The sequence below is a fragment of the Chondromyces apiculatus DSM 436 genome, from assembly GCF_000601485.1.
GTDB lineage: Bacteria > Myxococcota_A > Polyangia > Polyangiales > Polyangiaceae > Chondromyces > Chondromyces apiculatus.
The window spans coordinates 42,883-66,364 of the sequence record NZ_ASRX01000065.1 but is presented as its reverse complement, the minus strand read 5'-3'; the positions used below and the strand labels follow the sequence as shown (position 1 = coordinate 66,364).

The 23,482-nt window shown below is 70.8% G+C and carries 18 protein-coding genes; 7 read left to right on the top strand and 11 right to left on the bottom strand.

Features of this window, described 5'->3' with window-relative positions; translation table 11 throughout:
* Positions 1-6 precede the first annotated feature (6 nt).
* The 3 genes from CAP_RS32680 to CAP_RS32670 form a co-directional block, all read right to left on the bottom strand.
* A complete protein-coding gene (locus CAP_RS32680) occupies positions 7-1,644 on the bottom strand; it encodes a SulP family inorganic anion transporter (protein WP_052376441.1) in 1,638 nt (545 codons plus the stop codon).
* A 61-nt stretch (positions 1,645-1,705) separates the two neighbouring features.
* Complete coding sequence (locus CAP_RS32675; RefSeq protein ID WP_044248034.1) at positions 1,706-2,374, bottom strand: carbonic anhydrase; 669 nt, start codon at positions 2,372-2,374, stop codon at positions 1,706-1,708.
* A 249-nt stretch (positions 2,375-2,623) separates the two neighbouring features.
* A complete protein-coding gene (locus tag CAP_RS32670; RefSeq protein WP_044248033.1) occupies positions 2,624-3,874 on the bottom strand; it encodes a GNAT family N-acetyltransferase in 1,251 nt (416 codons plus the stop codon).
* Positions 3,875-3,909: 35 nt separating this feature from the next.
* On the opposite strand from CAP_RS32670, the gene CAP_RS32665 reads away from it, so the two are divergent.
* Together CAP_RS32665 and CAP_RS32660 are read left to right on the top strand one after the other, a co-directional pair.
* On the top strand, positions 3,910-5,916 hold the full coding sequence (locus CAP_RS32665; RefSeq protein ID WP_044248032.1) for a DsbA family protein: 2,007 nt from the start codon (positions 3,910-3,912) through the stop codon (positions 5,914-5,916).
* A gap of 276 nt (positions 5,917-6,192) precedes the next feature.
* On the top strand, positions 6,193-7,353 hold the full coding sequence (locus CAP_RS32660; protein WP_044248031.1) for a DUF6882 domain-containing protein: 1,161 nt from the start codon (positions 6,193-6,195) through the stop codon (positions 7,351-7,353).
* Here the strand turns inward: CAP_RS32660 and CAP_RS32655 are convergent.
* A complete protein-coding gene (locus tag CAP_RS32655) occupies positions 7,346-8,557 on the bottom strand; it encodes an argininosuccinate synthase (RefSeq protein WP_044248029.1) in 1,212 nt (403 codons plus the stop codon). The genes CAP_RS32660 and CAP_RS32655 overlap by 8 nt on opposite strands.
* Before the next feature lie 108 nt (positions 8,558-8,665).
* Entirely contained in the window at positions 8,666-10,096 is a 1,431-nt protein-coding gene (locus CAP_RS32650; RefSeq protein WP_156041347.1) for a hypothetical protein, read from the bottom strand.
* 302 nt (positions 10,097-10,398) lie between these two features.
* On the opposite strand from CAP_RS32650, the gene CAP_RS51240 reads away from it, so the two are divergent.
* The 3 genes from CAP_RS51240 to CAP_RS32635 all read left to right on the top strand — a co-directional run bounded on the left by CAP_RS51240 (position 10,399) and on the right by CAP_RS32635 (position 13,460).
* The gene (locus CAP_RS51240; protein WP_156041346.1) at positions 10,399-11,043 is read left to right on the top strand and encodes a hypothetical protein; all 645 of its coding nucleotides are present in this window, start codon (positions 10,399-10,401) and stop codon (positions 11,041-11,043) included.
* Positions 11,040-12,614 carry a hypothetical protein gene (locus CAP_RS55280; RefSeq protein ID WP_052376440.1) on the top strand — a complete coding sequence of 525 codons (1,575 nt, stop codon included), beginning with the start codon at positions 11,040-11,042 and terminating at the stop codon, positions 12,612-12,614. Before CAP_RS51240 ends, CAP_RS55280 begins: the two co-directional genes overlap by 4 nt.
* 210 nt (positions 12,615-12,824) lie before the next feature.
* Entirely contained in the window at positions 12,825-13,460 is a 636-nt protein-coding gene (locus tag CAP_RS32635) for a DUF2231 domain-containing protein (RefSeq protein WP_197041455.1), read from the top strand.
* A 123-nt stretch (positions 13,461-13,583) separates the two neighbouring features.
* Here CAP_RS32635 and CAP_RS32630 read toward each other — a convergent pair whose 3' ends face one another.
* The 4 genes from CAP_RS32630 to CAP_RS32615 form a co-directional block, all read right to left on the bottom strand.
* Entirely contained in the window at positions 13,584-14,027 is a 444-nt protein-coding gene (locus CAP_RS32630) for a response regulator (protein ID WP_231511818.1), read from the bottom strand.
* Positions 14,028-14,239: 212 nt separating this feature from the next.
* The gene (gene miaA / locus CAP_RS32625) at positions 14,240-15,238 is read right to left on the bottom strand and encodes a tRNA (adenosine(37)-N6)-dimethylallyltransferase MiaA (protein ID WP_081865502.1); all 999 of its coding nucleotides are present in this window, start codon (positions 15,236-15,238) and stop codon (positions 14,240-14,242) included.
* A complete protein-coding gene (mutL, locus tag CAP_RS51230; RefSeq protein WP_044248025.1) occupies positions 15,235-17,532 on the bottom strand; it encodes a DNA mismatch repair endonuclease MutL in 2,298 nt (765 codons plus the stop codon). Before mutL ends, miaA begins: the two co-directional genes overlap by 4 nt.
* On the bottom strand, positions 17,529-18,218 hold the full coding sequence (locus tag CAP_RS32615) for an FXYD domain-containing ion transport regulator (protein WP_044248023.1): 690 nt from the start codon (positions 18,216-18,218) through the stop codon (positions 17,529-17,531). Before CAP_RS32615 ends, mutL begins: the two co-directional genes overlap by 4 nt.
* Positions 18,219-18,374: 156 nt before the next feature.
* Between CAP_RS32615 and CAP_RS32610 the strand changes: the two genes are divergently transcribed.
* Together CAP_RS32610 and rsmI are read left to right on the top strand one after the other, a co-directional pair.
* Positions 18,375-19,889 carry an RNA polymerase factor sigma-32 gene (locus tag CAP_RS32610; RefSeq protein WP_044248021.1) on the top strand — a complete coding sequence of 505 codons (1,515 nt, stop codon included), beginning with the start codon at positions 18,375-18,377 and terminating at the stop codon, positions 19,887-19,889.
* Between the two features lie 3 nt (positions 19,890-19,892).
* Positions 19,893-20,741: a 16S rRNA (cytidine(1402)-2'-O)-methyltransferase gene (rsmI, locus tag CAP_RS32605; protein WP_044248019.1), complete on the top strand. Its 849-nt coding sequence runs from the start codon at positions 19,893-19,895 to the stop codon at positions 20,739-20,741.
* Between the two features lie 619 nt (positions 20,742-21,360).
* On the opposite strand, the gene CAP_RS32600 is transcribed toward rsmI, so the two are convergent.
* Together CAP_RS32600 and CAP_RS51225 are read right to left on the bottom strand one after the other, a co-directional pair.
* Complete coding sequence (locus tag CAP_RS32600; protein WP_081865501.1) at positions 21,361-22,278, bottom strand: DNA adenine methylase; 918 nt, start codon at positions 22,276-22,278, stop codon at positions 21,361-21,363.
* A 403-nt stretch (positions 22,279-22,681) separates the two neighbouring features.
* Positions 22,682-23,383 carry a hypothetical protein gene (locus tag CAP_RS51225; RefSeq protein ID WP_197041454.1) on the bottom strand — a complete coding sequence of 234 codons (702 nt, stop codon included), beginning with the start codon at positions 23,381-23,383 and terminating at the stop codon, positions 22,682-22,684.
* Between the last annotated feature and the right edge of the window lie 99 nt (positions 23,384-23,482).

The window sequence follows — 23,482 nt, the reverse complement described above, 5'->3', positions numbered from 1 at the left end:
GCCCGGTCAGGCGGAGCCGAGAGGCGCGAGCTTGAGGCCGCGCACCTCGACCTGGATGTTCCGGAGGTGCGCTGACGACTGGAAGTCCCGGATGGCGTCGGCGATGTCGTGATCGACGAAGGGCGCCGCACCCCCGTCCAGGATCACGTGCGTGTCCCGCGGCAGCTCCTCGAACAGGGAGACCAGCTTGCCACGGCTGAAGAAGTAGGCCCCCTTGTTGAGCCGGATGGTCACCTGCTGACCTTCGCGCGACACCTCGTAGACGCGCGACATCGACTCCCGCAGCACGAAGGCCAGGCCCACGACGAGGCCGATGGCCACGCCCTTGAGCAGATCCGTGAGCACCACGGCCAGCACGGTGGTGATGAAGGGTACGAACTGGCTGTGACCGAGCCGGTACATGTCCGTGAAGAGCTTGGGCTTCGCCAGCTTGTATCCCGTCGTCAGCAGGATGGCTGCCAGGCACGCGAGCGGGATCTTGGTGAGCAGGGGAGCCATGAAGAGCACCGCGAGCACCAGGAAGAGCCCGTGGAAGATCGCCACGGCCCGGGTGCGCCCGCCAGCGTTCACGCCCGCGCTGCTGCGCACGATCACCGAGGTGATGGGGAGACCGCCGAGTAGTCCCGAGGTCATGTTGGCCACGCCCTGCGCCAGCATCTCTCGACTGGGAGGGGACTTGCGCCGCCATGGATCCAGCCGATCCACCGCTTCGAGGTTGAGCAGCGTTTCGAGGCTGGCCACGACAGCCAGCGTGACGGCGAGCACCCAGACGTCGGACCGCGTCACTGCCGACCAGTCCGGCAGGTGCAGCGCGCCAACCAGGCCCGCAGGGCCATCGGTGGACGGCAGCCTGACCAGGTGCTCTGGCTGCACTGCGATGGCGGGCGCGCTTCGCTGGAAGATCTCGTTGGCCAGCATGGCTCCGAGGACCGCGACCAGGGGGGCCGGCAGCCAGGTGAGCTTCTTCAGGGAAGGCGCCTTGTCCCAGAGGACGAGGAGGGCGACGCACCCCAGGCTGATGAGCGCGGCGCCTGGCTGGATGACCTCCAGTGCGCGCGCGATGAGCGAGAACGTGTTCTCTCGACCGACCTGGAAGCTCGTCGCCCCGAACTCCTCCACGTCGAGGCCGATGGCGTGCGGGAGCTGCTTGAGGATGAGCAGCACGCCGATCGCGGTGAGCATCCCCTTGATCACGGACGACGGGAAATAATGAGCGATCCCGCCCGCCCTCACGATGCCCAGCCCGAGCTGCATCGCGCCCGCGATGACCACCGCAAGCGCGAACACGTTGAACGAACCTAGGGCGCTGATCCCGGTGAAGACGATGGCCGCGAGCCCTGCCGCAGGTCCGCTCACGCTAAGCGGCGATCGGCTGATGAGCGGGATCACCAGCCCGCCCACGATCCCTGCGATCAGGCCCGAGAACAACGGGGCCCCGGAGGCGAGCGCGATGCCCAGGCAGAGAGGCAGCGCGACCAGGAAAACGACCAGGCCTGCGGGCAGGTCCGACTTGAGCACCTCGAGGGTGCTGATGTCGAGAGAACCAGGGCCTGCAGCATGCTCGGGCCCAGCGCTTCGCCTGTCGCCGGAGTCGGGGGCGAGGGCGTCGAGCTTGTGCGTCAATTCGGTTGTTTGGGGCGTCATGGCGGTCAGGAGGGGGGGCAATGCAGAGCAGACCAGCCGCGGAGCAGCCGGAGCGCCAACGTCAGATGGCGACTTGCGCGCTGAGCTTGTCGGGGGCAGCGGCAGCGCCAGGAGGGCCGGAGATCAGGTTGAACTGACCGCCCTCGGGGTCGTACTGGAACACCTCGCCCGTCTCGATCTTGAAGACCCAGCCATAGATACGGAGCAACCCTTGCTCGAGCCGCGCCCGCACCGAGGGATGCGTCTGCAGGTTCTCGATCTGCGCGAGCACGTTCTCCTCGGCCATCACCGTGATCTTCGCGTTCCCGTGGAGGTGCGCGTAGTTGTCCGTCACGAATTTCCGGGTCGGTTCGGCATGCTCGAGCCAGCGCTTCAGCATGGGGGTGCCATCGAGCTTGCTCGGGTCGAGGAGGCCCTTCATCGCGCCACAGAGCGTGTGACCGCAGACCACGATGTGCTGAACACCGAGGCCGGTGACGGCAAACTCGATGGTGGCAGCCTCTCCGCCACCCTCTTCACCGTAGGGAGGAACGATGTTTCCGGCGTTCCTCAGGATGAAGAGATCGCCAGGCCCCGTCTGCGTGATGAGGTTCGGGTTGATCCGGCTATCGGAGCAGGTGATGAACAGCGCTTCGGGATTCTGCCCCTTGGAGAGATTCCGGAAGAGCTCCTGATGGGTTTGAAAGAAACCCGACTGGAACTTGTGCAGTCCGTCGACCAGCTTTTGCATATGCTCTACATCCTCCTGACGTCGCCCGACCCAGGCGCTCGTGAGAGGCCGGGGCGATCCCGCCTTTATGCACATGCTGCGCCGAGCCATTCGGCAGCGAAAATCCGCGGGAAACGCCCGTGATGCACTGGGGCGAATTGCCCCGTGCTGCGGGTTGCGCGTTCAAATGCCCAGAGCCATCGGAGGCGGGCAGCGACCCAATCCGGGGCCCTGGGGGCAAAATGCCACGAGCCTGCGAGCGCGGGCTGATCAGGCGTCGAGCTCGCCCTCGGTCATCCACCATCGCTCAGGGTTCAGCAGCTCTGCACGGAGCGCTTCCGGCGTCTGCGCATCGACCCGAACGATCAGCCACCGCGAGCCCACGTCCTTGGGAAAAGCCCTCTGAAAGAAGCCGAGCGTCCGCAGACGCTCTCCGAACGAGGTCGGTCCGACATACGCGAGGCCGATGGCGTCGTACCCTTCCCGGCGCATCCGCTCCGCCAGCTTGAGCAGCACGAGCCCCGCGTGGGCGTCGAAGTCCTCGCAGAACAGATCGGCGATGACCACCTTGTTGCCCTGGATGTAGTAGATCGCGTAGCCGACGAGCTGGCCGTCCCTGCGATCGGTGACGCAGAAGAAGCGGTAGTCCGTGGTCTTGAACGTGGCGTAGCGCCAGTTCAGGTATGCGGCGGTGCGCTCGCCCATGATGTAGGTGGGCTTCGCGCGGCTCCACAGATCGTCGAACCGCGCGTCGGCGCTCTTCGTGATCTCACCGTCGACGCGCCGACCTTGGGCGAGGAGCAGCGCCGCATCCTTCCCTGCGAGGGCCGTGTCGGCTGCGCGGACCCCCGTGCGCACGATGGGATGCTCCGGGGCGCCGATCGCGTCGACGAGGCGATCCTCGATCCACTCGGGGAGGGCCCCCTCCCAGAGCGCGCGCCAGCGCTCCGCGGGGATGGCCCGCCGCGCCTGGTCGGCCACGCGGCCCACCACGGTGTGCGCGGTTTCCCGGCGGACCTCGGGAGCCGCGCTGGCCAACTCCTGGAGCTTGTAGGCGGCAGTGAGCGGCTTCACCCACATCACGGCATCCGTGACCTTCGCGTATCCGCAGCGCTGGAAGATCGGAAACGACGCTCGGTTGGGAAAGGCATAGAGGATCTCCGCGCCGGCCTCGCGCGCGCCCTGAGCGATGGCCCGCTGGATCGCCATCGCGGCGCCGGCGATGCGGTGGGCCTTGTCCACCGCGAAATCTCCGAGGATCCCCGCCAGCAGCCGCTGTCCAGCGACCTGCGTCACCCGCGGGTAGAACGAGGCACAGCCGATGACGTCTCGCTCTGCGCCGTGAAGGCCGATCCAGGTGCGCGCCGCGCCAGCGGGGTTCTCCTCGTGGAACCACCGCATCCGGCGCGCGACCAGCTCCTCCGTGACCTCACCCTCGGCGAGGTTGTCCCGCCAGAGGCGGCCCAGCGTCGCCAGATGCTCCCCGGGCTCGATCCTCTCGGCAGCATACGTCTTCTGCATAACTCCCTCTTTCCGGGTGAGGGTAATGTAGGCCCATGCCTCGCCGCGCTGCTACCTTCCTCGTCACCTGGCTCGCGCTCCTCGTGGCGCTGACAGCCTCGTGCGCTCCTGGATCCACGAGCGCTCCTCAGCACCCGAACCCGGCGCCTGTCCAGGAGGTGGCCGTCTCCGCCACAGTCGCGACGGATCCTGCGGGCGAGGAGGCGGAGATGCCCGCCGTGGCGCTCGATCTAGGGCCGGTCCCGGTCACCCCCGCAGACCCCGTGCGGGGTCGCTGGGACGCACCGGTGACGCTCGTCGTCTTCTCCGACCTTGAGTGCCCTTACTGCAAGCGCCTGGATGTCACCCTCAACGAGCTGCGGCGGCTCTACGGACCCAACCAGCTCCGCGTGGTCTGGAAGAACAACCCGCTCCCCTTCCACCCCAACGCGAGACCCGCCGCCGAGACCGCCATGGCCCTCTTCGCCCACCGGGGCGCCGACGTTTTCTGGGCCTTTCAGGACGCCATCTTCTCGTCCTCCAAGAGGCCGACCCCCGAGGTCCAGGAGGAAGCGCTGCGGCAAGTCGGCGCCACCCCCGAGCAGCTCAACGTGCTGCTCGAAAGCGGCGCCGCGAAGCGGAAGGTCAGCGAGGACATGGAGCTCGCCCGACAGCTCCGGGCGACCGGCACACCCGCATCGTTCATCAATGGCGTGTTCCTGAGCGGCGCCCAGCCCCCCGACAAGTTCCAGGAGATCATCGACGCGCAGCTCCTGGCGGCGAAGGCGCTCCGCGAGCAGGGCGTCCCCGCGAGAGATCTCTACACGACGCTGGTCCGCAAGAACTACGTGGCAGCAGCGCCCCCGCCGCCGGCCCCGGAGGAGCCGGAGGAAGATCTCACGCTCTACCGGGCGCCTGTCGGGACCTCGCCCGTCAAGGGCAAGTCCACGGCGCTGGTCACGATGGTCATCTTCTCCGACTTCCAGTGCCCGTTCTGCGCGAGGGTGGATCCCACGGTCCACGATCTCCTCGCCAGGTACGGTGACGACCTGCGCGTGGTGTGGAAGAACGCCCCCTTGCCCTTCCACCCGCGGGCTGAGCCGGCGGCGCAGCTCGCCCTCGAAGCGCGGGCGCAGAAGGGAGACACCGCCTTCTGGGAGGCCTCGGCGCAGCTCTTCGCGAACCAGAAGAACCTCGACGACGACGCGCTCCTGGCCATCGCCACCACCTTGAAGCTCAACGTGCCTGCCGTGAAGCGGGCCATCGAGACCCACAAGCACAAGGCGAGCATCGAGGCCGATCAGGAACTCGCGGACGACCTGCGCGCGACCGGCACGCCCCACTTCTTCATCAACGGCCGCCGCCTCGTCGGTGCCCATCCCACCGACAAGTTCCAGGAAGTGATCGACGCGCAGCTCGCCAAGGCCAGGGCGCTCGTCGCGCAGGGCACGCCCCCCGCGAAGGTCTACGACGTGGTCCAGAAGGACGCGACCGCCGCCACGGCGCTCACGACCGTGACCATCCCCGCCCCCGGCAAGGCCAACCCGAGCAAGGGAGCGCCGAACGCCAGGGTCGTGGTGCAGGTCTTCTCCGACTTCCAGTGCCCCTTCTGCGCCCGCGTCCTGCCTACCCTCGACGAGCTGGTGAAAGCCTTCCCCGGGCAGGTGCGCATCGTGTGGCGCAACCGTCCCCTGCCGTTCCACAAGGAAGCGCCGCTCGCCTCCGAGGCCGCCATGGAGGCTTACGCCCAGAAAGGCGCCAAGGGCTTCTGGGCGATGCACGACCTGCTCTTCCAGAACCAGCGCGCGGAGAACCTGAACCGCGCCGCCCTGGAGCAGCACGCCGCCACCCTCAAGCTGGACCTCGCGAAGTTCGCCACGGCGCTGGACACCGGCGCGCACCGCGGCGCCGTGCAGGCCGACATCCAGATCGCCGACGACGCCAAGCTCATGGGGACGCCCAACTTCGTGATCAACGGCTACGTGGTGAGCGGAGCCCAGCCACTTGCCCACTTCAAGCGGGTGGTCAAGCGCGCGCTCGCCGATGCACAGAAGACGAAGTGAAGGATCACCTCAGGAAATCACGCCGGACGTCTTCCACGCCCTGACGCCTTCGCCCTGACGCCTGCGCCCTGCCTCCCGACGGCTCCTGACCCGCCCGATCCCCGCACGCCTGCAACCTCGTGCCGCGGATCATAACGGGCTCGGCACGGGCGCTGACCCTCGTATACCATCATCGTTCGCATGCACCGCGGCCGCCGCACTCAAGCCGATACCGACCGTACCGCAAGGCTCGCCGCGATCAAGTCGTCGGGGGCGCGTGCACGCGTCGGCGCTGCCGTGGAAGCCAAAGCGGAACGACGCACGGCCCAGCGCGGGGCCGGACCTGCCACCAAGCCCACCGCGCAGACTGCCCGCGCCGACGCTCCCCTCGCGCGCCCGAAGCGCATCAAGAAGACCGAGAAAGATGCTCCCCTCCGGAGCGCGAAGGTCGACCCTCCCGCCCCCGGCACCCCCGGCGCCCCCGGCGCCCCCGGCGCCCCCGGCATGCGCGGCACGCGCCCCACCCGCCGCGAGCCTCCCCGAGTCGCCCAGGTCAAGGCCCTGGAGCAAGGCCATCTCGCGCCGCTCCCCGAGCGCTCCCCGCCTCCCCGGCCGCTCATCAGCGCTGGCTCCGCCCCCCAGCCTCCTCCGCAAGAGCCCGAGCTCGACTGGGATGATCAGCCGGTGAAGGATAGCTGCGACGTCCTGGCGCAGCGCTGGGCGCTCCGAGGACAGGAGCTCTTCCAGCTCCTGAACGAGCATGGCGCGGCTCAGCACGAGGTCCGCGTGAACCTCAAGGACGGCCTCTTCGTCTGGGTCGACGGCAAGGGCCGCGTCTCCGCGGAGGCGCGCGCGCAGGTCCTCTGCAGCTTCTGCCAGGCCACCTCCGTCGTCTCCATGGCCTGGGCCGATCCGCTGGTGCGCGCCGCCGCCGTGCCGCGCATCGACGGCATGCTCTCCGAGCGCGACGACATCGACGAGGAGGGGGCCTGGCAGGTCGCGATGGAGGCGGCGGAGGCCTGCTGCGCCTCCTACCTCTACCGGGTCTCCGCGCCGCATGCCTGGTACTTCCTCGGCCTCACCGGGCTCACCTTCAGGCCGGCCCGCAAGCGCTTCAACCCGGGCCCCCCCGTGGGCCTCGTGCTCCGCGCCCTCGCCGAGGTCCGGCTGGCCATCGCCGGGCGCGCCGAGCCTTGCGACGTCGTCCGCGACCGCCTGCGCGCCCTCGGCAACGCCCTCTTCCACCAGGCCGAGTACACCTACCGCGGCACCGACTGGGTGGCGCGGCTCGAACGGACGGGCCGCTGCCTGCTCCAGCTCGGAAAGCGCCTCCCCCGCCCGAGCTTCACGGCCGTCGCTTCCGGGCAAGCCGTCGAGGACTGGCTCGGCCGCGACCTGGCCCTGGAGCTCGTGAAGTCGGTCGAGCTGCTCGAAGACGAGTGGACCCCGTTCAGCTAGAGGTCCCGTCGCGCATCGCCCGGAGCCGCAGCCGGAGCGCGTTCAGCCGGATGAACCCCGTGGCATCCGCCTGGTCGTAGACGGTGTCCTTCTCGAACGTCACGTAGTCCTCGCGGTACAGCGACGCCTCGCTCCGGCGCCCGACCAGCGTGACGTTCCCCTTGTACAACTTGAGGCGCGCCGTCCCGCTCACCCGACGCTGCGTCTGGTCGATCATCGCCTGCAGCATCTCCCGCTCCGGCGAGAACCAGAACCCCCGGTACACCAGCGCCGCGTACTCCGGAACGAGCGCGTCGCGGATGCGCATCACCTCCCGGTCCAGCGTGAGCGACTCCACCGCCCGGTGCGCCTTGTGGAGCAGCGTCCCTCCCGGCGTCTCGTACACCCCGCGCGACTTCATCCCCACGAAGCGATCCTCGACCACGTCGACGCGCCCCACCCCGTGCTCGCCAGCCACCGCGTTCAGCCGCTCGAGGAGCGCCACGGGACCGAGCGCCTCCCCGTCCACGGCCACCGGGTTGCCCGCCTCGAAGGTGATCTCCACGAAGCGCGCCGCGTCCGGTGCGTCCGCGGGATCGCGGGAGAGCAGGAACATGTCCCGCGGCGGCTCCGCCCAGGGATCTTCGAGGATCCCTCCCTCGAACGAGCAGTGGAACAGGTTCCGGTCCATCGAGTACGGCTTCTCCACCGTCGCCGTCACCGGGATCCCGTGCTGCTTCGCGTACGCGATGCAGTCGGTGCGCGACTTCAGGTCCCACTCCCGCCACGGCGCGATGATCTGCACCTGCGGATCGAAGTGCAGCGCGCCCAGCTCGAACCGCACCTGATCGTTGCCCTTCCCCGTGGCCCCGTGGGCGATGGCGTCGGCCCCCGCCGCCTTCACCGCGGCCATCATGCCCTCGATGATGCAGGGCCGCGCGAGCGAGGTCCCCAGCAGGTACTCCCCCTCGTACACGGCGCCTGCCCGCAGCGCCGGGAACACGAAGTCCCGCACGAACGTCTCGCGCAGGTCATCGAGCACGAACGCGCTCGCCCCGCTCGCCAGCGACTTCTCGCGCAGCGGCTCCAGCTCCTCCCCCTGGCCGAGGTCCGCGCACCACGCGACCACCTCGCACCCGTGGGTCTCGATCAACCAGCGGAGGATGACACTCGTATCGAGCCCGCCGGAGTAGGCGAGCACCACCTTGCGAACGGTTCGGGACATGGCGCGCCGCTTTGGCAGAGACCCGTCACCGCCGCAAGCCGGCGCGAGCCGGCACGAGCCGGCACGAACGCCAGAGATCGAGGCACGCGGTTCCGCGCTCTTCCGCCGTCACCGCGAGAACCAGGCCGTGTACCCCCGGGCCGCGGTCGGGTGCTCCGGATCGAAGGGCAAGCTCCGATCGTCGCTCCCCACGTGCACGCCCACCAGCAAGAGCCCCGACAGCCCCGAGAGCCCCACCACCGTGCGCTGCGCCCGCGCCTCGCCGTAGACCCCCCCGAACTCGGCCCGCCCCACCTCGGCACCTCGCGCATCGACCTTCACGAGGGCCCACCGGAACAGCGCCGGCACTTCCCAGTCGACCACCACGGTCACCTCGTCCGTGCTCCCCGCGCTCCCCGCGCTCCCCGCGCTCCCCGCGCTCCCCGCGCTCCCCGCGCGCGCGTTGCCTCCCGGATCGCTGCCCTGACCCCCCAGGTCCAGCCACAGGTACGTCGCCCCGGTCGGCGCGACCGGGCGCGCCGGCGCCACCCTCCGCGGCAGCGTCCCCACCGGGATGGACCAGTCGAGCCTCACCCGACCCGCCTCCCCGAGCCACGCCACGTCCGACAGATGCCTCCCATCGCTCCGCGACCCCATGAACGCGCGGGCCACCGCGAAATCGAGGAGCGTCCCTTCCACGTGCCGCTCCAGCGACTGCAGCGACGCCCGCAGCGCATCGAAGACGTCCGGCTCGTTCCGGAAGTGCAGCGCGCCTGCGGGCGTCTGCTGCCAGGCGATGGCCACGAGCCCGAGCAGCACCGCGCCGGGCGCTCCGATCCCGTACGCCTCGTCGAGATACCTCCCGAACAGCAGCGACCCATCCCGCAGGCCGAGGGTCCCGCCGAGCAGCGAACGCTCCGGCGCGCGCTGGAAGGACGCCACGGCCACGAGCTCCGCTTCGGGGCACGGCGCCACGACCGAGGAGAGATGGCTCGACACCATGGCCAGCTCCCCGGCTGCCGCACCTGCGTCGAGCCGCACCGCGATCCCGTGGGCGAGCGCGTACGCCACGTCCGAGCCGAGCGCGCACCCTGAAGACTTCCTCCCGCGCGGCAGCGCCACCACCCCGAACCCGCTCGCCCCGTCATGCCCCTCCCCCAGCGCTGGCCCGTCGTGACCCACGCGGGGCGCGAAGGGCGCCACCTCGGGCGCGAGATAGACGTCGAACGCCGGCCCGCCACCCCGATCGTCGTCGGGCAGCGGGCGCGGCAACCCGAGCGCGTCGTAAGCCCGCATCGCCTCTTCCGACCGCGTGAGCGCCTCCCCGAGCGCCTCTCCCGGGGTGCCGTTCGGGGCATGCACACACAGCGGCAGCGCGGTAGAGCAGGCGCGGAACGGGACCTGCGTGGGCTCGGGGCGACGCACCTCCGAGAACACCGGCAGCCCCTCCTGCGGCCCTCTCTCCTCGCGGACACCGGCGCCGCGGACACCGGCGTCGCGAACACCGGCGTCCACATCTGCGCCGCCTTCCACCTGGCCTGCGTCCTCTCCGGCCAGCATGGAACGCTCCGCGGGCTCCCCCGGCCCGACCAACGCCGACCCGGGGCTCGTGCACGCACCGCATCCCGCGATCACCGCGCCCACGGCCAGCATCGACGCTCCCCGTTGGCGGAGTGACGCGAGCGACACGAGCGCCGCGAGCGCCGCGGGGATTTGACACGCTCGCTTGCAGGGCTTTACAACCATCGGCATGCCCGCCGGCCCGGGCCTTGCCAATACCGGCGTACTCCCACGTTCTATACGCGCTCCGAGCCGCCGCCGCGAGGCGGCCACTGTGGTCCGGGGCGGGAACTTCAGGCGCGATGCAAGGGTTGCGATTCGATCCTGCGAAGGCAGTCACGTTCGACCTGGAGAACGGACTCGTCCACCTGGAGGGCGCCCCCGCGCGCTTGCTGGTCCCAGCTTCTGCGCTCGGCGTGCTCTGCGCCGCTGCCGGCCCCGAGGCGACCCTCAATTTCGGCCGCCAGCTCGGCAGGGCCATGGGAAGACGCCTCGCGAGCCGCCTCGGAGCGGCCGCACCCTCCGCTGCCGACGAGGACCCCTCCGCCGGGTTCAGGCCTCCCGTCGCCGCTGCCGAGGATCGCATCCAGGGCGTGCGCGCCGCCTCGCTCGACACCATCGTCGATCACCTCGGCGGCGAGGTCGCTCTCGCCGGCCTCGGGAGCCTCGCCATCGAGCGGTGGGGTGAGGCCATGGTGATGGTCCTCGACCAGTGCCCGCTCGACGCGGAGGCCGACCGGCTCCTCGAAGGCGTGCTCGAAGGAGCGCTCCAGGCTGCCTGTGGTCGCCCCGCGCGCGCGCTGTGCATCGACCGAGACGCCTCCCGTGCCCGGTTCCTGATCGCGAGCAGCGTCGCCCTGGAGCGGGTGCGCGCCTGGCTCGCCGCAGGCTCCTCCTGGGGCGAGGCGCTGGTGAGGCTCCACAGCCCTCCGCGGGGTGAAGCATGAGCGACGACAAGCGCATCAGCGCCCTCGAATCGCTGCTCGACCGCATCAAGCGCAACGCCGCAGAGCCGCGCGCCCCGCGTCACCCCGAGCCGTCGCTCAGCGCCCTCTCCGGCAGCGCTGGTGACGACGTCCTCGCGCTCGAGATCCCTGGCGCTTCCGACGTGAGCCCTGGCCGCTACACGATCACGGACGGCGCCTCCCCCCGACGCACCGCCTCGCAGGCCAGGTCCGTGGACACCATGGCGCCGCGACCTCCCACGGTGCCTCCCGCGAAGCCCGCCGTCCCTGCGGCCGCGAGACCCACGACAGTTCCCCCGCCCAGGCCAGGGACAGTCCCCCCTCCAAAGCCCGCAGGAGCGCCGACCCGACCGCCGCCGCCCCTCCCTGTCTCCGCCAAGTCCGTACCTCCTCCAGCTCCTCCTGCGCTTGCTCGTGAGGATGTGCTGGAGCTCGACGAGATCGATCTCGTCCTCGACGAAGACGAACGTGCCCGTGCGAGCCACACCGAGGAAGAGCTGCAGCGTGAGCTGAGCCAGGCCAGCCGGACCACGGGGCGAAAGCGCACCCACGCAGGCGAGGCCGTCGAGAAAACCACCGCCAAGAGCGCAGCACCCGAGAAGACGGCAGCGGACAAGACGTCCACGAAGAAGGTCGCTCCGGACAAGGGGACCGCCACGAAGAAGACGGCAACGGGGAAGGGGCCCGACAAGGCCGCGGCGGACAAGGCCGCCAGGGAGAAGGCCGCGGCGGACAAGGCCGCAGCGGACAAGGCCGCCAGGGAGAAGGCCGCGGCGGACAAGGCCGCAGCGGACAAGGCCGCCAGGGAAAGAGTCGCAGCAGAGAAGGCCGCAGCAGAGAAAGCCGCAGCAGAGAAAGCCGCAGCAGAGAAAGCCGCAGCAGATAGATCCGCGGCCCGTCGAGCGACCCTCGAAAAGGCCGCCGCTGACAAGGCGGCCCAGGAGAAGGCCGCCGCTGACAAGGCAGCCGCCTACAAAGCTGCTGCAGAGAAGGCCGCCGCTTACCGGGCAGCGACCGAGAAGGTGGCCACGGAGAAGGCCGCGGCGGGAGAATCCGCGGCTGCGAAAAGCGCAACTACCAGCACGGAGCAGCAACGCCCTGCGGAGACGACCACTCCCGGAAACCCCAGCCACGAGGCCCCCCCCGTCTCCGCCCGGCAACCCAGACACGACCTGCCCGCCGAGGAGCCCTTCCCGGACCTCCTCGATGACGAAGAGGCCCCCCCCGAGTCCGGTGAGGTCGCCAGTCAGCGCAAACCTTCCAGCACAGCCGGGCGCAGCAACGCCCTCGAAGCCTGGGCAAAAGCCTCCCCCTCGGAGGGGCACGACGCCGCGCTCGATCTCCAGCTCGCCCCCGAGCTCGCCCCGCCCGCCGTCGCTCTCCCCCAGGCGCTCAGTCCCTCCTTCCCGCTCGACATCGAGCCTGACATCGCCCGTCGTTCTCCCCTCCCGCAGAGCAGCGCCACCCGGTTCGTCGAAGCCACCCGCGCACCTCGGCCACCCACCTTCGGCGAGCTGCTCGACCTGTCACTCTCGCTCGGCGGCCATCACTAGCCCCCGAGGTCTCTCTCTCCCTCCAGCATTCCTGCGCGCTCGGCCCACCCCTTGCCCTCTTCAGGGCAGAGGGACCAGATCGGGCGCAACGTGAACGCCTCCACCAGCGAGGACGGGTTGCTCAGGCACTGCAGGGCACCCGAAGCGCGTCTGTCTGCTCGCGCGATCCACCGCGAGGTGCACCGGATGCACGATCCCAGGGAGGACCCGATGGCGAAGACAGCGATCAAGATCGACCAGAGTATCTCGTCCCAGCACTGGCTCGACCAGGCGGCCGATCCCCTTCAAAAGACCCTTCACCCCATCATCCACCGCTCCAGGGGGGTCGCGGACGCGCTCCACGGCCGCTGGCTCGGCCACCCGCTCCATTCGGTGCTCACCGACCTGCCCGTCGGCGCCTGGATGACCGCCCAGGCCTTCGACATGGCAGGCCTCCTCGGAAGCTCACGCAGCACCCGGAGCCTCCAGCGGAGCGCCGACATCCTGCACGCGCTCGGGCTCGCAGGCGCGATGGCGGCCGCCGTCGCCGGGATGGCCGACTGGTCCGACACGCGCGGCGACGCCAAGCGCCTGGGCTTCGTGCACGGGATGACCAACCTCGTCGTCGCTGGCCTCTACGGGGCCTCGCTGGTGGCCCGCAAGCGCAGCCGCCGCACGCTGGGCATCACCCTGTCGACCGTGGGCTTCGGCCTCCTGGGCTTCAGCGCCTGGCTCGGCGGAGAGCTCAGTTACCGCCACGGCGTGGGCATGCGCGGCAAAGCCAGGCGCCGCACCAAGGCCTCCCCGGATCAACGAGACGTCACCGACGCCTCACTCCCCCAGCTCCACACCCTCGGTCCCCCGTGAGAGCGAGCGTGAGAGCGTGAGGGAGGCTCGCAGGGCGTACCGTGGACCAGGATCCCGTCAGATCCTGCGCTGGCGCTGCTCACCGCGCTGACAGCGGGTGCGGCGGCAGGGCTCCGGAGGGGCTCAGGCCTCGGTGCCGGGCTCGCTCTCGCTGAGGAGCTTGCGCACCGTCGTCAGCAGCTCCTCTTCCTTGAACGGCTTCACCAGGTAGCCGTTGCACCCGTTGGCGTAGGCCACCTTCACGCTCTGCGGATCGGCGCGGGTGGTCATGATGATGATCGGCACCGCCTTCGTCGCCTCGAAGGCGCGCAGCCACCGGCATGCCTGGAAGCCGTCCATGCCGGGCATGTTCACGTCCATCAGGATGAGATCGGGGCGCTCCGTGATCGCCTGGCGGATGCCTTCCCGGCCATTGCGCGCGAGCACCACGTCGTAGGCCGAGAGCGTCCCCTGCTGCGTCGAGAGCGAGCTGAACGAGTCGTCGACGACGAGGATCTTCTTCTTCGTGGTGGTCACCGCCGGTTCGCGCACGCTGTCCGCTGCGCTGCGGTTCCCGGTGCTCGACACAGGGCCAGATTTCAGGCCACTCGTCGGCTCTGAATCCCCTCCGACGGGGGAGCTCTTTGGCGGCATGTTACGAGCGTCGCGCATGAGTATCTCCCTTCCGGCACGTGGATTCCCTGGGCGCCGGTAGCCGGGATCGTTCGTGCCGATCCCCATTGAAGTCTATCAGGTACTCTCTACCCCTGGCATGCCTTTCGGCATCACGCCAACCTGCGTCACATCCGCACGTAAGAGACATCGAGATCCCTCAACCAGGTCCGCTGCCGCCGCACGAACACCCGTGTTGCCCGGACGGCAGCTTCTTCGAGCGCTCCAGCCGACAAGCGCCCCTCCACGTGCTCCCGCACCTGCTTGTACCCCACCGAGCCCATCGCCCGCGCGCTCCCATACCCGCGCGTGAGTAGCCCTCGCACCTCCTCCACCCACCCGTGGCTCAGGAACTCCCGGACGCGCACATGGATGCGCCGCTCCAGCTCATCCCGCTCCCGGGAGACCCCCACCAAGCGAGCGGCGTGCCGTCGCTCCTGGAACCCGTGCGCCGCATGCCACGCACTCTGCGGCTTTCCTGTCAGCTCGTAGATCTCCAGGGCCCGGCTCACCCGCACCATGTCGTTCGGCGCGAGCCGCGCCGCGCTCTCCGGGTCCACCGCGGCGAGCTGGGCGTGCAGCGCCGGGCGCCCCTCGCGCTCGGCGAAGGTCTTGTGACGCAGCCGGATCCCCTCGTCTCCAGGAGGTGCCGGGGCGAGTCCCCACACCAGCGCCTTCACCCACAGGAACGTCCCGCCACACACGATCGGTGTCCGCCCCCGCCCCCGGATGTCGGCGATGGCTTCCCCGGCCATCTGCGCGAACCGCTGCGCGTCGGCCGCATCGTGCGGGTCCAGCGCGTCCACCAGGTGGTGCCGTACCCGCGCGCGCTCCTCGGCGCTGGGCTTGCCGGACCCCACGTCGAACTCCCGGTAGATCTGCACGCTGTCCGCGCTGACCACCTCGCCCCCGAAGCGCTCTGCCAGGCGCACGGCGAGCTCGGTCTTGCCGCTCGCCGTCGGTCCCACCACCACCACCAGCTCCTCCGCCGTGGGCGGCGCGAGCGTGCTCCAGTCGGCCGCGGCACCGCCCGGAGCGTCATCGACGTCCGTGTCGTCGGCGCGGGTGTCGTCGGCGCGGGTGTCGTCAGCGCGGGTGTCGTCAGCGCGGTCGAACCCCGCGCTCATCGCCGCCCCACCCGGTGCTCGAGCTCTCCCCACCCCACCCGCATCACCACCGGGCGGCCGTGCGGGCAGTGTCCGGCGAAGTCCACCTCGTCGAGCGCGTTGAGGAGCGCCTGCGCTTCCTCCGGTGACATCGGATCGCCTGCCCGCACCGAGCCGTGGCAGGCCATCGTCGCCAGCGCCAGGTCCACCGCCCCCGAGAACGCGCGCTCTCCCGCGTGCCCCAGCTCGTCGAGCAGATCGCGCGCCAGGCGTTCCGGGGCCGCGCGCGCCAGGATCCTCGGCACCGCGTGCACCGCAAGCTGCGCAGGCCCGGCGGGCCGCATCTCCAGGCCAGTGCGCGCGATGTCGTCCTGCGCCTCCTCCACCATGGCCACCTCCGCCGGCGTGGCCTGCAAGAGCACCGGGAACAAGAGCTTCTGTGACGCAACCTCGCGCGCCACGTAGCCCTCCCGGAGGCGGTGGAACGTCACCCGCTCGGCCGCGGCGTGCTGATCGAGGAAGTAGATCCCGTCCGCCCCCTCGCACACGAGGAAGGTCGCGCGCACCTGCGCCGCGAACCTGAGGCCCCGGAACACCGTCGGCCGCTCCGCAGTCGCGCTCAGGATCTGACCCGCCGTCGGATACGCGGTGAGCGGCGCGCCGGGCTGCGGCCGCGGCGCGCCCGACGCGGAGGCCGACGCAGGTGACCGCTGCGCGCCCTCTCCGGACGTCACCAGAGCGAGGAACGGGAGCTGTGCATTCACGGGCGCAGGCGCCTTCGGCTCCGCGCGAACCACAGGCCCTGCCGCCTGGACCTCTCCCCCGAGCCCCCACGGATCGCCAGTGCCCTGCGCCTCGGCGGGACCTCCTGGCGCTCCCCTCGCACCAGCCTCGATGCTGCCCCCGCGCGCTCCTCGCGCCTCGTCGCCTTCGGCGTCAGCAGCGGCATGCCTCTCCAGCCCATTCTCCGCGCGCACCGGCCCATCCCCGGCGCGCACCAGCCCATCCCCGGCGCGCACCGGCCCATCCCCGGCGCGCACCCCGCCCTCGCGCCAGCGCTTCTCCTCGCCCTCGTCCGCGCCAGGGTCTCCGGGGGCGCTCTCCGTCCCCGCGTTGCTGCTGCCCGACCACGACCAGCCCTCTCCCTGCGCCTCCGCGGCTGGCTTCTGCTTGCGGTCCGGCCACGACCAGCCGCCGCCTTGCGCTTCTGCAGCCGGCTTCTGCTTGCGCTGTCCCCAGCCACCGCCGCCTGGCCCCGGCGCCGGCAACCCGAACGCTGCCGCCACCTGCCCGGCGATGATCCGCTGCAGCGACTCCGCCACCGTGCGCCCGTCGGCGAACCGCACCTCGGCCTTCTGCGGGTGCACGTTCACGTCTACCAGCGTGGGCGGCAGGTCCAGGAACACCGCGCCCACCGGGTAGCGCCCCGGCTCGAGCACGCTCCCGTAGGCGAGGCCCACCGCGCGCGCGAGCGTCCTGTCGCGCACGTGCCGCCCGTTCACGAACAACCACAGCCAGCCCGCGCCCGCCCGCGCCCGCTCCGGCCGCGACACGAACGCCTCCACCCGGAGCGGCCCGCGCTCGCCCGCGCACGTCGCCAGCTCCTCACCGTCGAGCGCCGCGCGCACCCGCTCGGCCCGGCTCGACGCCCGCAGCCACTCCCGCGCCACGCGCCCCTCGCGGGAGAGGATCACCGTCACCCCGGGCTCGCTCAGCGCCAGCGCCTGCACCACCTCGGTCACGTGCGCCGACTCCGTGGCCACCGCGCGCAGGAACTTCCGGCGCGCCGGCACGTTGAAGAACAGGTCGCGCACCTCCACCACCGTGCCCACTGCGCACCCGCACGGCGTGACCTTCGGCGCCCCCCCGCCCTCGATGCGCACCTCGGTCCCCTCCGCGTCCACCTCGCGCCGCGTGCGCAGCGCGAAGCGGCTCACCGAGGCCACGCTCGGCAGCGCCTCGCCGCGGAAGCCGAAGCTCTGGATCGCGTGCAGGTCGTCGATGCGGGTGATCTTGCTCGTCGCGTGCCGCAGCACGGCGAGCGAGGCGTCCTCCCGCGCCATGCCCGAGCCGTCGTCGGCGACGCGGGTCAGCACGACGCCGCCGCTCTCGATGTCCACCTGGATGCGCCGCGCCCCGGCGTCGAGCGCGTTCTCGACCAGCTCCTTCACCACGCTCGCCGGCCGCTCCACCACCTCGCCGGCCGCGATCTGGTTGGCCAGATCCTCCGGCAGCACGCTCACCCGCCGGGCATCCTTCACGCCTTGCGCGCCGCGCTCGCCGCGCGTCGAGCCCCCCGACCCGACCGCGTTCACGGCTCCTCCGTGTCGTCCCTGGTCGCGGCCGCCATCGCCTGGAACCACAGCCGCGCCGGCGCCCGCGTGATCGCGAGCGCGATGAGCGCGAGGGGACCCAGCCCGAACACCACGAACCGGAACCGCTGCGCCATCCACAACAGCCTCGGATCGGTCATGGACGCGCGCTCCTGCTCGGTGAGCCCGCCGGGCAAGAGCGAGGACGCCTGGGCCATCATCCCGATCCACGACGCGCGCACCGCGGGCGTCAGGGCGTAGTCGAGCGCCACGAACACCGCGTTTGCGGCCACCGCCTGGAGCAAGAACGTCCGCGAGCCCCGCCTGCCGCTGAGGGCCAGGAACCCCGCCACGCAGAGCAGCCCTCCGAGCAGCATCCGCCCGACCCCGAGCGGAAAGGTCACCCGGGCGTGCTCCGCGAGCGAGCGCAGGTGCGCCGCGTCACCGAGCCGGAACAGGATCTGGATCTGGATCTGGATCGGCTCCGCCTCTTCGGCCTGAGCCGCCTCCTCGGCCTGAGCCGCCACGGTCGCGAGGTTGGGCATGGTCCCTTCCCGCAGGATCAGCGTCGAGCCGCATCCGTTGACCAGCCCCTGCAGGCCGAGGACCACGGCGAGGACGAGCGCCGCCATGACATACCAGGGCCGGAGTGACCGGGCGCGGACGAGGGGCGGGACCGACGAGCTCACGAAACCGGGGCAGCGTGTAGCACGTTCTCCCGGTCGAGTAACGTCGCTGTCCCCTGCGCTGGCGCCGTGGGCCTGCCTCGGGGGCCAAAACCCGGCGTCGGATGGCGCCCTTCGAGAGAGCTGTACTATACAGAGGGGCGCAGCAAGCGAGGTCCAGTGGCGAAGAACAGCGAGCCGCACACGAAGCAGACCGAGGATTCAGCCGCCGCGACGTCCGCTCCGGGCTCCGGCATCTCTGCCGTGTCGTCGCCCGATGGCGCCGCATCCGGCACCGTCTTGGTCGGCACGTCGAAGGACGAAGCGACCGAGAGCGCTCCGGCGACGAAGTCCTCGCCGGCGACGAAGTCCTCGCCGGCCGCCCCGGCTGCTGCGGCCCGGGCGCCCAGGCGGCAACGCCAGCCAGCACGTGCCAGGGCCGGCAAGGCCGCCAAGGCGACCGCGGCGGCGCCGGCCCGCGCTACAGCTCAGAAGGGCCGCGCGGGTAGCGCTGGCCGCGCGGGTAGCGCTGGCCGCGCGGGCGCCGATGAGGACGACGAGCTGGAGGCGGACGACGCGGACGCCGAGGCGAATGCCGACGCAGACGCCGACGCGGATGTCGACGCGGACGCCGAGAGCAAGCGCGCCGACGGCGACGGCGGTGACGAGGAGGTCATCGAGGCCCAGGGCGAACTCGTCGACGACGGCGACGAGGCGCATGACCACGACGACGGTCACGTGAGCGGCACCCACGACACCGACGTCTTTGCCGCCGCCCAGCGCGCTGGCGTCGAGGGTGACGTGCTGGAGGACGAGGATCTCCACCTCGATCGCGGCGCTGCCCTCTCCCGCACTGACCCGCTCCAGGCGTACCTCCGCGAGGTGCAGCGCTACCCGCTGCTCACGCCCACCGAGGAGAAGGATCTCACGGTCAAGTACGTGCAGACCGGCGACGTGAACATCGCCGCCCGCCTCGTCACCGCGAACCTGCGCCTCGTGGTCAAGCTCGCGTACGAGTACCGCCGTGCCTACAAGAACATCATGGACCTCATCCAGGAGGGCAACATCGGCCTGATGCAGGCCGTGAAGCGCTACGACCCGTACCGCGGGGTCAAGCTCTCCTCGTACTCGGCCTGGTGGATCCGCGCGTACATCCTCCGCTTCATCCTCAACAACTGGCGCCTCGTGAAGCTCGGCACGACGCAGGCCCAGCGCAAGCTTTTCTTCAACCTGAACAAGGAGAAGGCCAAGCTCTCCGCGATGGGCATCGACCCCACGCCGAACGAGATCGCCAAGCGCCTCGACGTCGAGGAGCACGAGGTCGTCGACATGGATCGCCGCCTCTCCAACGGCGAGGCCTCGCTCGACGCGCCGGCCGGCGACGCCGAGGGCCGCACCATCTCCCGCGTGGAGCTGCTCCCGAACCCCGGCCAGGGCCCCGAGATCGACTTCGAGTCGCAGGAGGTCGGCCACCTCGTCCACGACCGGCTCGCCGAGTTCAGGAAGACGCTCACCGGCAAGGACATCGACATCTTCGACAAGCGCATGGTCGCCGAGGACCCGCTCACCCTGCAGGAGCTCGGCAACACCTTCGGCATCTCCCGCGAGCGCGTCCGCCAGCTCGAGTCGCGCCTCACCCAGCGCCTCCGCGAGTACCTCCGCGAGGAGCTCGGGGACGCCGTCGAGGCGCGCTGATCCTTGCCTGTCGGCACCCTGTACGTGGTGGCCACGCCCATCGGCCACCTCGGTGACATCACCCAGCGCGCCGTCGAGGTCCTGCGCGCGGCGGACCGCATCCTCGCCGAGGACACGCGCCGCGCCCGCGCCTTGCTCTCGCACCTCGGCATCGGCGGCAAGCCCGTGGACCGCCTCGACGAGCACGCCAGCGACGCCGACCTCGCCCGCGCCGCCGCCCACCTCGCCGCGGGCGAGCAGCTCGCCTTCATGACCGACGCCGGCACGCCCGTGGTGAGCGATCCTGGCAACGCCCTCGTCCGCGCCGCCGCCGCGGCCGGCGCGCCCGTGGTCCCCATCCCCGGCGCCTCCGCGGTGATGGCGGCGCTGAGCGTCTCGGGCCTGGTGACCGGCGGCTTCCGCTTCGTCGGCTTCCTCCCGCGCGGCGGCCGCGAGCGCCGCGAAGCGCTGGCCCTCGTCGCCTCCACGCCCGAAGCCGTGGTGCTCTTCGAGTCCCCCCACCGCACGACCGACACCCTGCGCGACCTCGCCGAGCGCATCCCGCGCCGGCAAGTCCTGATCGCCCGCGAGCTGACCAAGGTGCATGAAGAGCTCCTGCGCGGATCCCTCGCCGACCTCGCCGCGCGCGCCCAGGAGCGCGAGTGGCGCGGCGAGGTCACCCTGGTCGTCGGCCCCGCCGAGCCCGGCGAGGCTGGCGAAGCCGAAGGCCTGAGCGACGCCGAGATCGACGCCCGCATCGACCGCGATCTCGCCCTCGGCCGCCGCCCCCGGGACATCGCCGACGAGCTGTCCGTGGAGCTGGGCGTCCCCCGCCGCACCATCTATGCCCGGGTGACCGCGCGCAAGGGCTGACCGGAGCGGCACCGGGGTTCGCGCGTCGTTTGTGCGTCGTTCGGGCATCAGGGAGCGCGGCGCGCCGCGGACACGGAAGGCTTCCGCGACGGTGCGGCGGCCCGCCCTCAGGCCCAGATGTGCCCTCTGCCTGCCGGACAAGCCGTCTTCCGCAACATCCACGTCCCTTTTTCGGGGGACGGGTCCTCTCCCGGAAAAACCCCGTCCCTTTTTCGGGGGACGGGTCCTCTCCCGGAAAAACCCCGTCCCTTTTGCGGGGGAGGGCTCGTCTCCCGGAAAAACCCCGTCCCTTTTGGCGGGCAGGGGTCGTCTCCCGGAAAACCCGTGCCCCTTTTTCGGAGGACGGGTCGTCTCCCAAAAAACCGCGTTACGTGGTCGGGGGAGGGGTCGTCTCCCGAAAAATCCGTGGTGCTGCGGATCCGCGGCTGTCTCTCCCTATATAGATGAAGGGATCGCCGCCCTGGGCCCCTCCGGTGGCCCGCAGGACGGTGCTTCTCTCACCTCTGCCCACCCCGGCCTCGTCCAGCGCAGCCGCCACGCCGGGGACCTGCGCAAGGACGACCGCCCGGCCCTCTCTCCCATTCTCCCGGAGCTCCGCGTCTCCTGAAGCGTCTGCGGCTCAGCGGATGATCAGCTCCTGCACCTTGCCGCGGCCGGAGGCCTTGCAGTTCACGGCGCGCGCGGCGCCCACCGAGGCCAGCTCGAAGCGCTCGCCATAGAGGGCGTGCACCTCCGGCGCTGACGAATTCGAGAGCAGCACGTGCACCCCGCGGGCCTTGAGCTTCCAGGCCACGTCGCGGAGCCGCTCGTGCTCGGTCATTCCGAACCCGCCGCGGGTGTAGGACGTGAAATTCGACGAGGCCGACAGGGGCACGTAGGGAGGGTCGAAGTACACGAAGTCGCCGGGCCTGGCCCGGTCGAGCACCTTCTCGAAGGACTCGCAGCGCAGGGTCGTCGCCCGCAGCGCCTCCGCGCAGGCGCGCAGGTTCTCGGCGTCGCAGATCACGGGGCTCGTGTAGTCACCGAAAGGCACGTTGTAGACGTTGCTCCGGTTCACCCGGTAGAGGCCGTTGAAGCCGGTCCGGTTCAGGTAGATGAACCAGGCGGCGACCTCCGCGTCGCTCCGGGCGTCGATGTCGATGCCCCGCATCTCCAGGAAGAATGCGCGGTCGTGCGGGTAGCTCGAGAGCAGGTCGATCACCTCCTCGACCGCGTCGCGCACGCCCCGGTAGGTGCGGATCAGCCTCTCGTTCGCGTCGGACAGCACCGCGCGGTGGGGCCGGGCGTGGAAGAACAGGGCCCCGCCGCCGACGAAGGGCTCGTGGTAGGTGCCATAGTCCGCGGGAATGCGCGGTGACAGCTCGGGCAGGAGCTGTCGCTTGCCGCCGACCCACTTCAGGAAAGGCCGCGCCTTGTCCGGCGTGGGGGTCGGGGCCTCGAGCCGCCGCCGCCGCCGCGTGCTGGCGAGGCCGGGGTGGGTCTCGGGGGCGGGGCTGTGCAGCGATGTCCGTTGGGGTCGGGCCGCGGTCTGAAGCATCGTCTCCCGGGGCGGTATTCGACGTCGTTCACGCGGGCCAAGTTCTCGACGCGCAGGGACTCGCGGGGACTCCAGGAGAGCCGTGGGCTTCCTCTCACGCGCGCTCGCGGGGAGCCGCTGCGTGTCGCGCAAGGGAGGCTGGTGCGCGCGTCACGAGGTGCGTCATCAAGGGTAGGGAGAGGTCGTCGACTGCAGCGCGACGAAAACGAGCAGCAATGGAACGCGCGATCGCAATCGGTGCGTGGCCCGGGAACTGCAAGTCCTGATGAGCACAGACGCGCGAGCGTCGCAAAGGAGATTGCATCGTGCCCAGCAAGAAGACGGTGAAGCGCGCGCAGCAAGCGAAGCGCGGGGGGAAGGCGCCGACGACCCAGGCCGGTGAGTTCGTCCACGAGGAGATGGATCACATCAAGGAAGGCAAGCACGGGGCTGCCTCGAAGAAGCAGGCGGTTGCCATTGGCCTGAGCAAGGCGCGTCGCGCCGGGGTCAAGGTCCCGAAGAAGTCGTCGTCGAAGTCCTCGACGTCGAAGTCTGCCGCCTCGAAGGCGAAGACTCCGTCGAAGGCGAAGTCGTCCGCGAAGGCGAAGTCGTCGAAGTCGTCGAAGTCGTCGGCGAAGGCGAAGTCCCCGGCCAAGGCGAAGACGTCGACGTCGAAGACCTCGGCGTCCAAGCCGAAGACGAGAGCGTCGAAGGCGAAGACGTCGACGTCGAAGACGGCCCCGAAGAAGCGCCAGACGAAATCGACGGCGAAGCGGTCGACGGCGAAGCGCGCCACGGGGACCACGGCCCGCAAGCGCGCGACAGGCACCACGGCCCGCAAGCGCGCCACGGGGACCACGGCCCGCAAGCGCGCCACGGGGACCACGGCCCGCAAGCGCGCCACGGGGTCGAAGCGGTCGACGGCGACGCGCGCGACGGCGAAGCGGTCGACGGCGAAGCGCGCCACGGGGACCACGGCCCGCAAGCGCGCGACAGGCACCACGGCCCGCCGCCGGAGCGCCTCCACCACCCCGCAGCGTCGGAGTGCCGGAACTGCGGCCCGCAAGCGGAGCGCTGCGAGCCGTGCGCGTCGCACCACCGGGGCGTCGACACGAGGTCGGCGCACCTCCGGGGCGCGCAGGGCTTCGGGTGTGCGCCGTCAGGGTGCGCGGTAGCTGCACACCAGCGACCGAGTCGCGCCGAGATCCATGGGCAATTCTTGCTC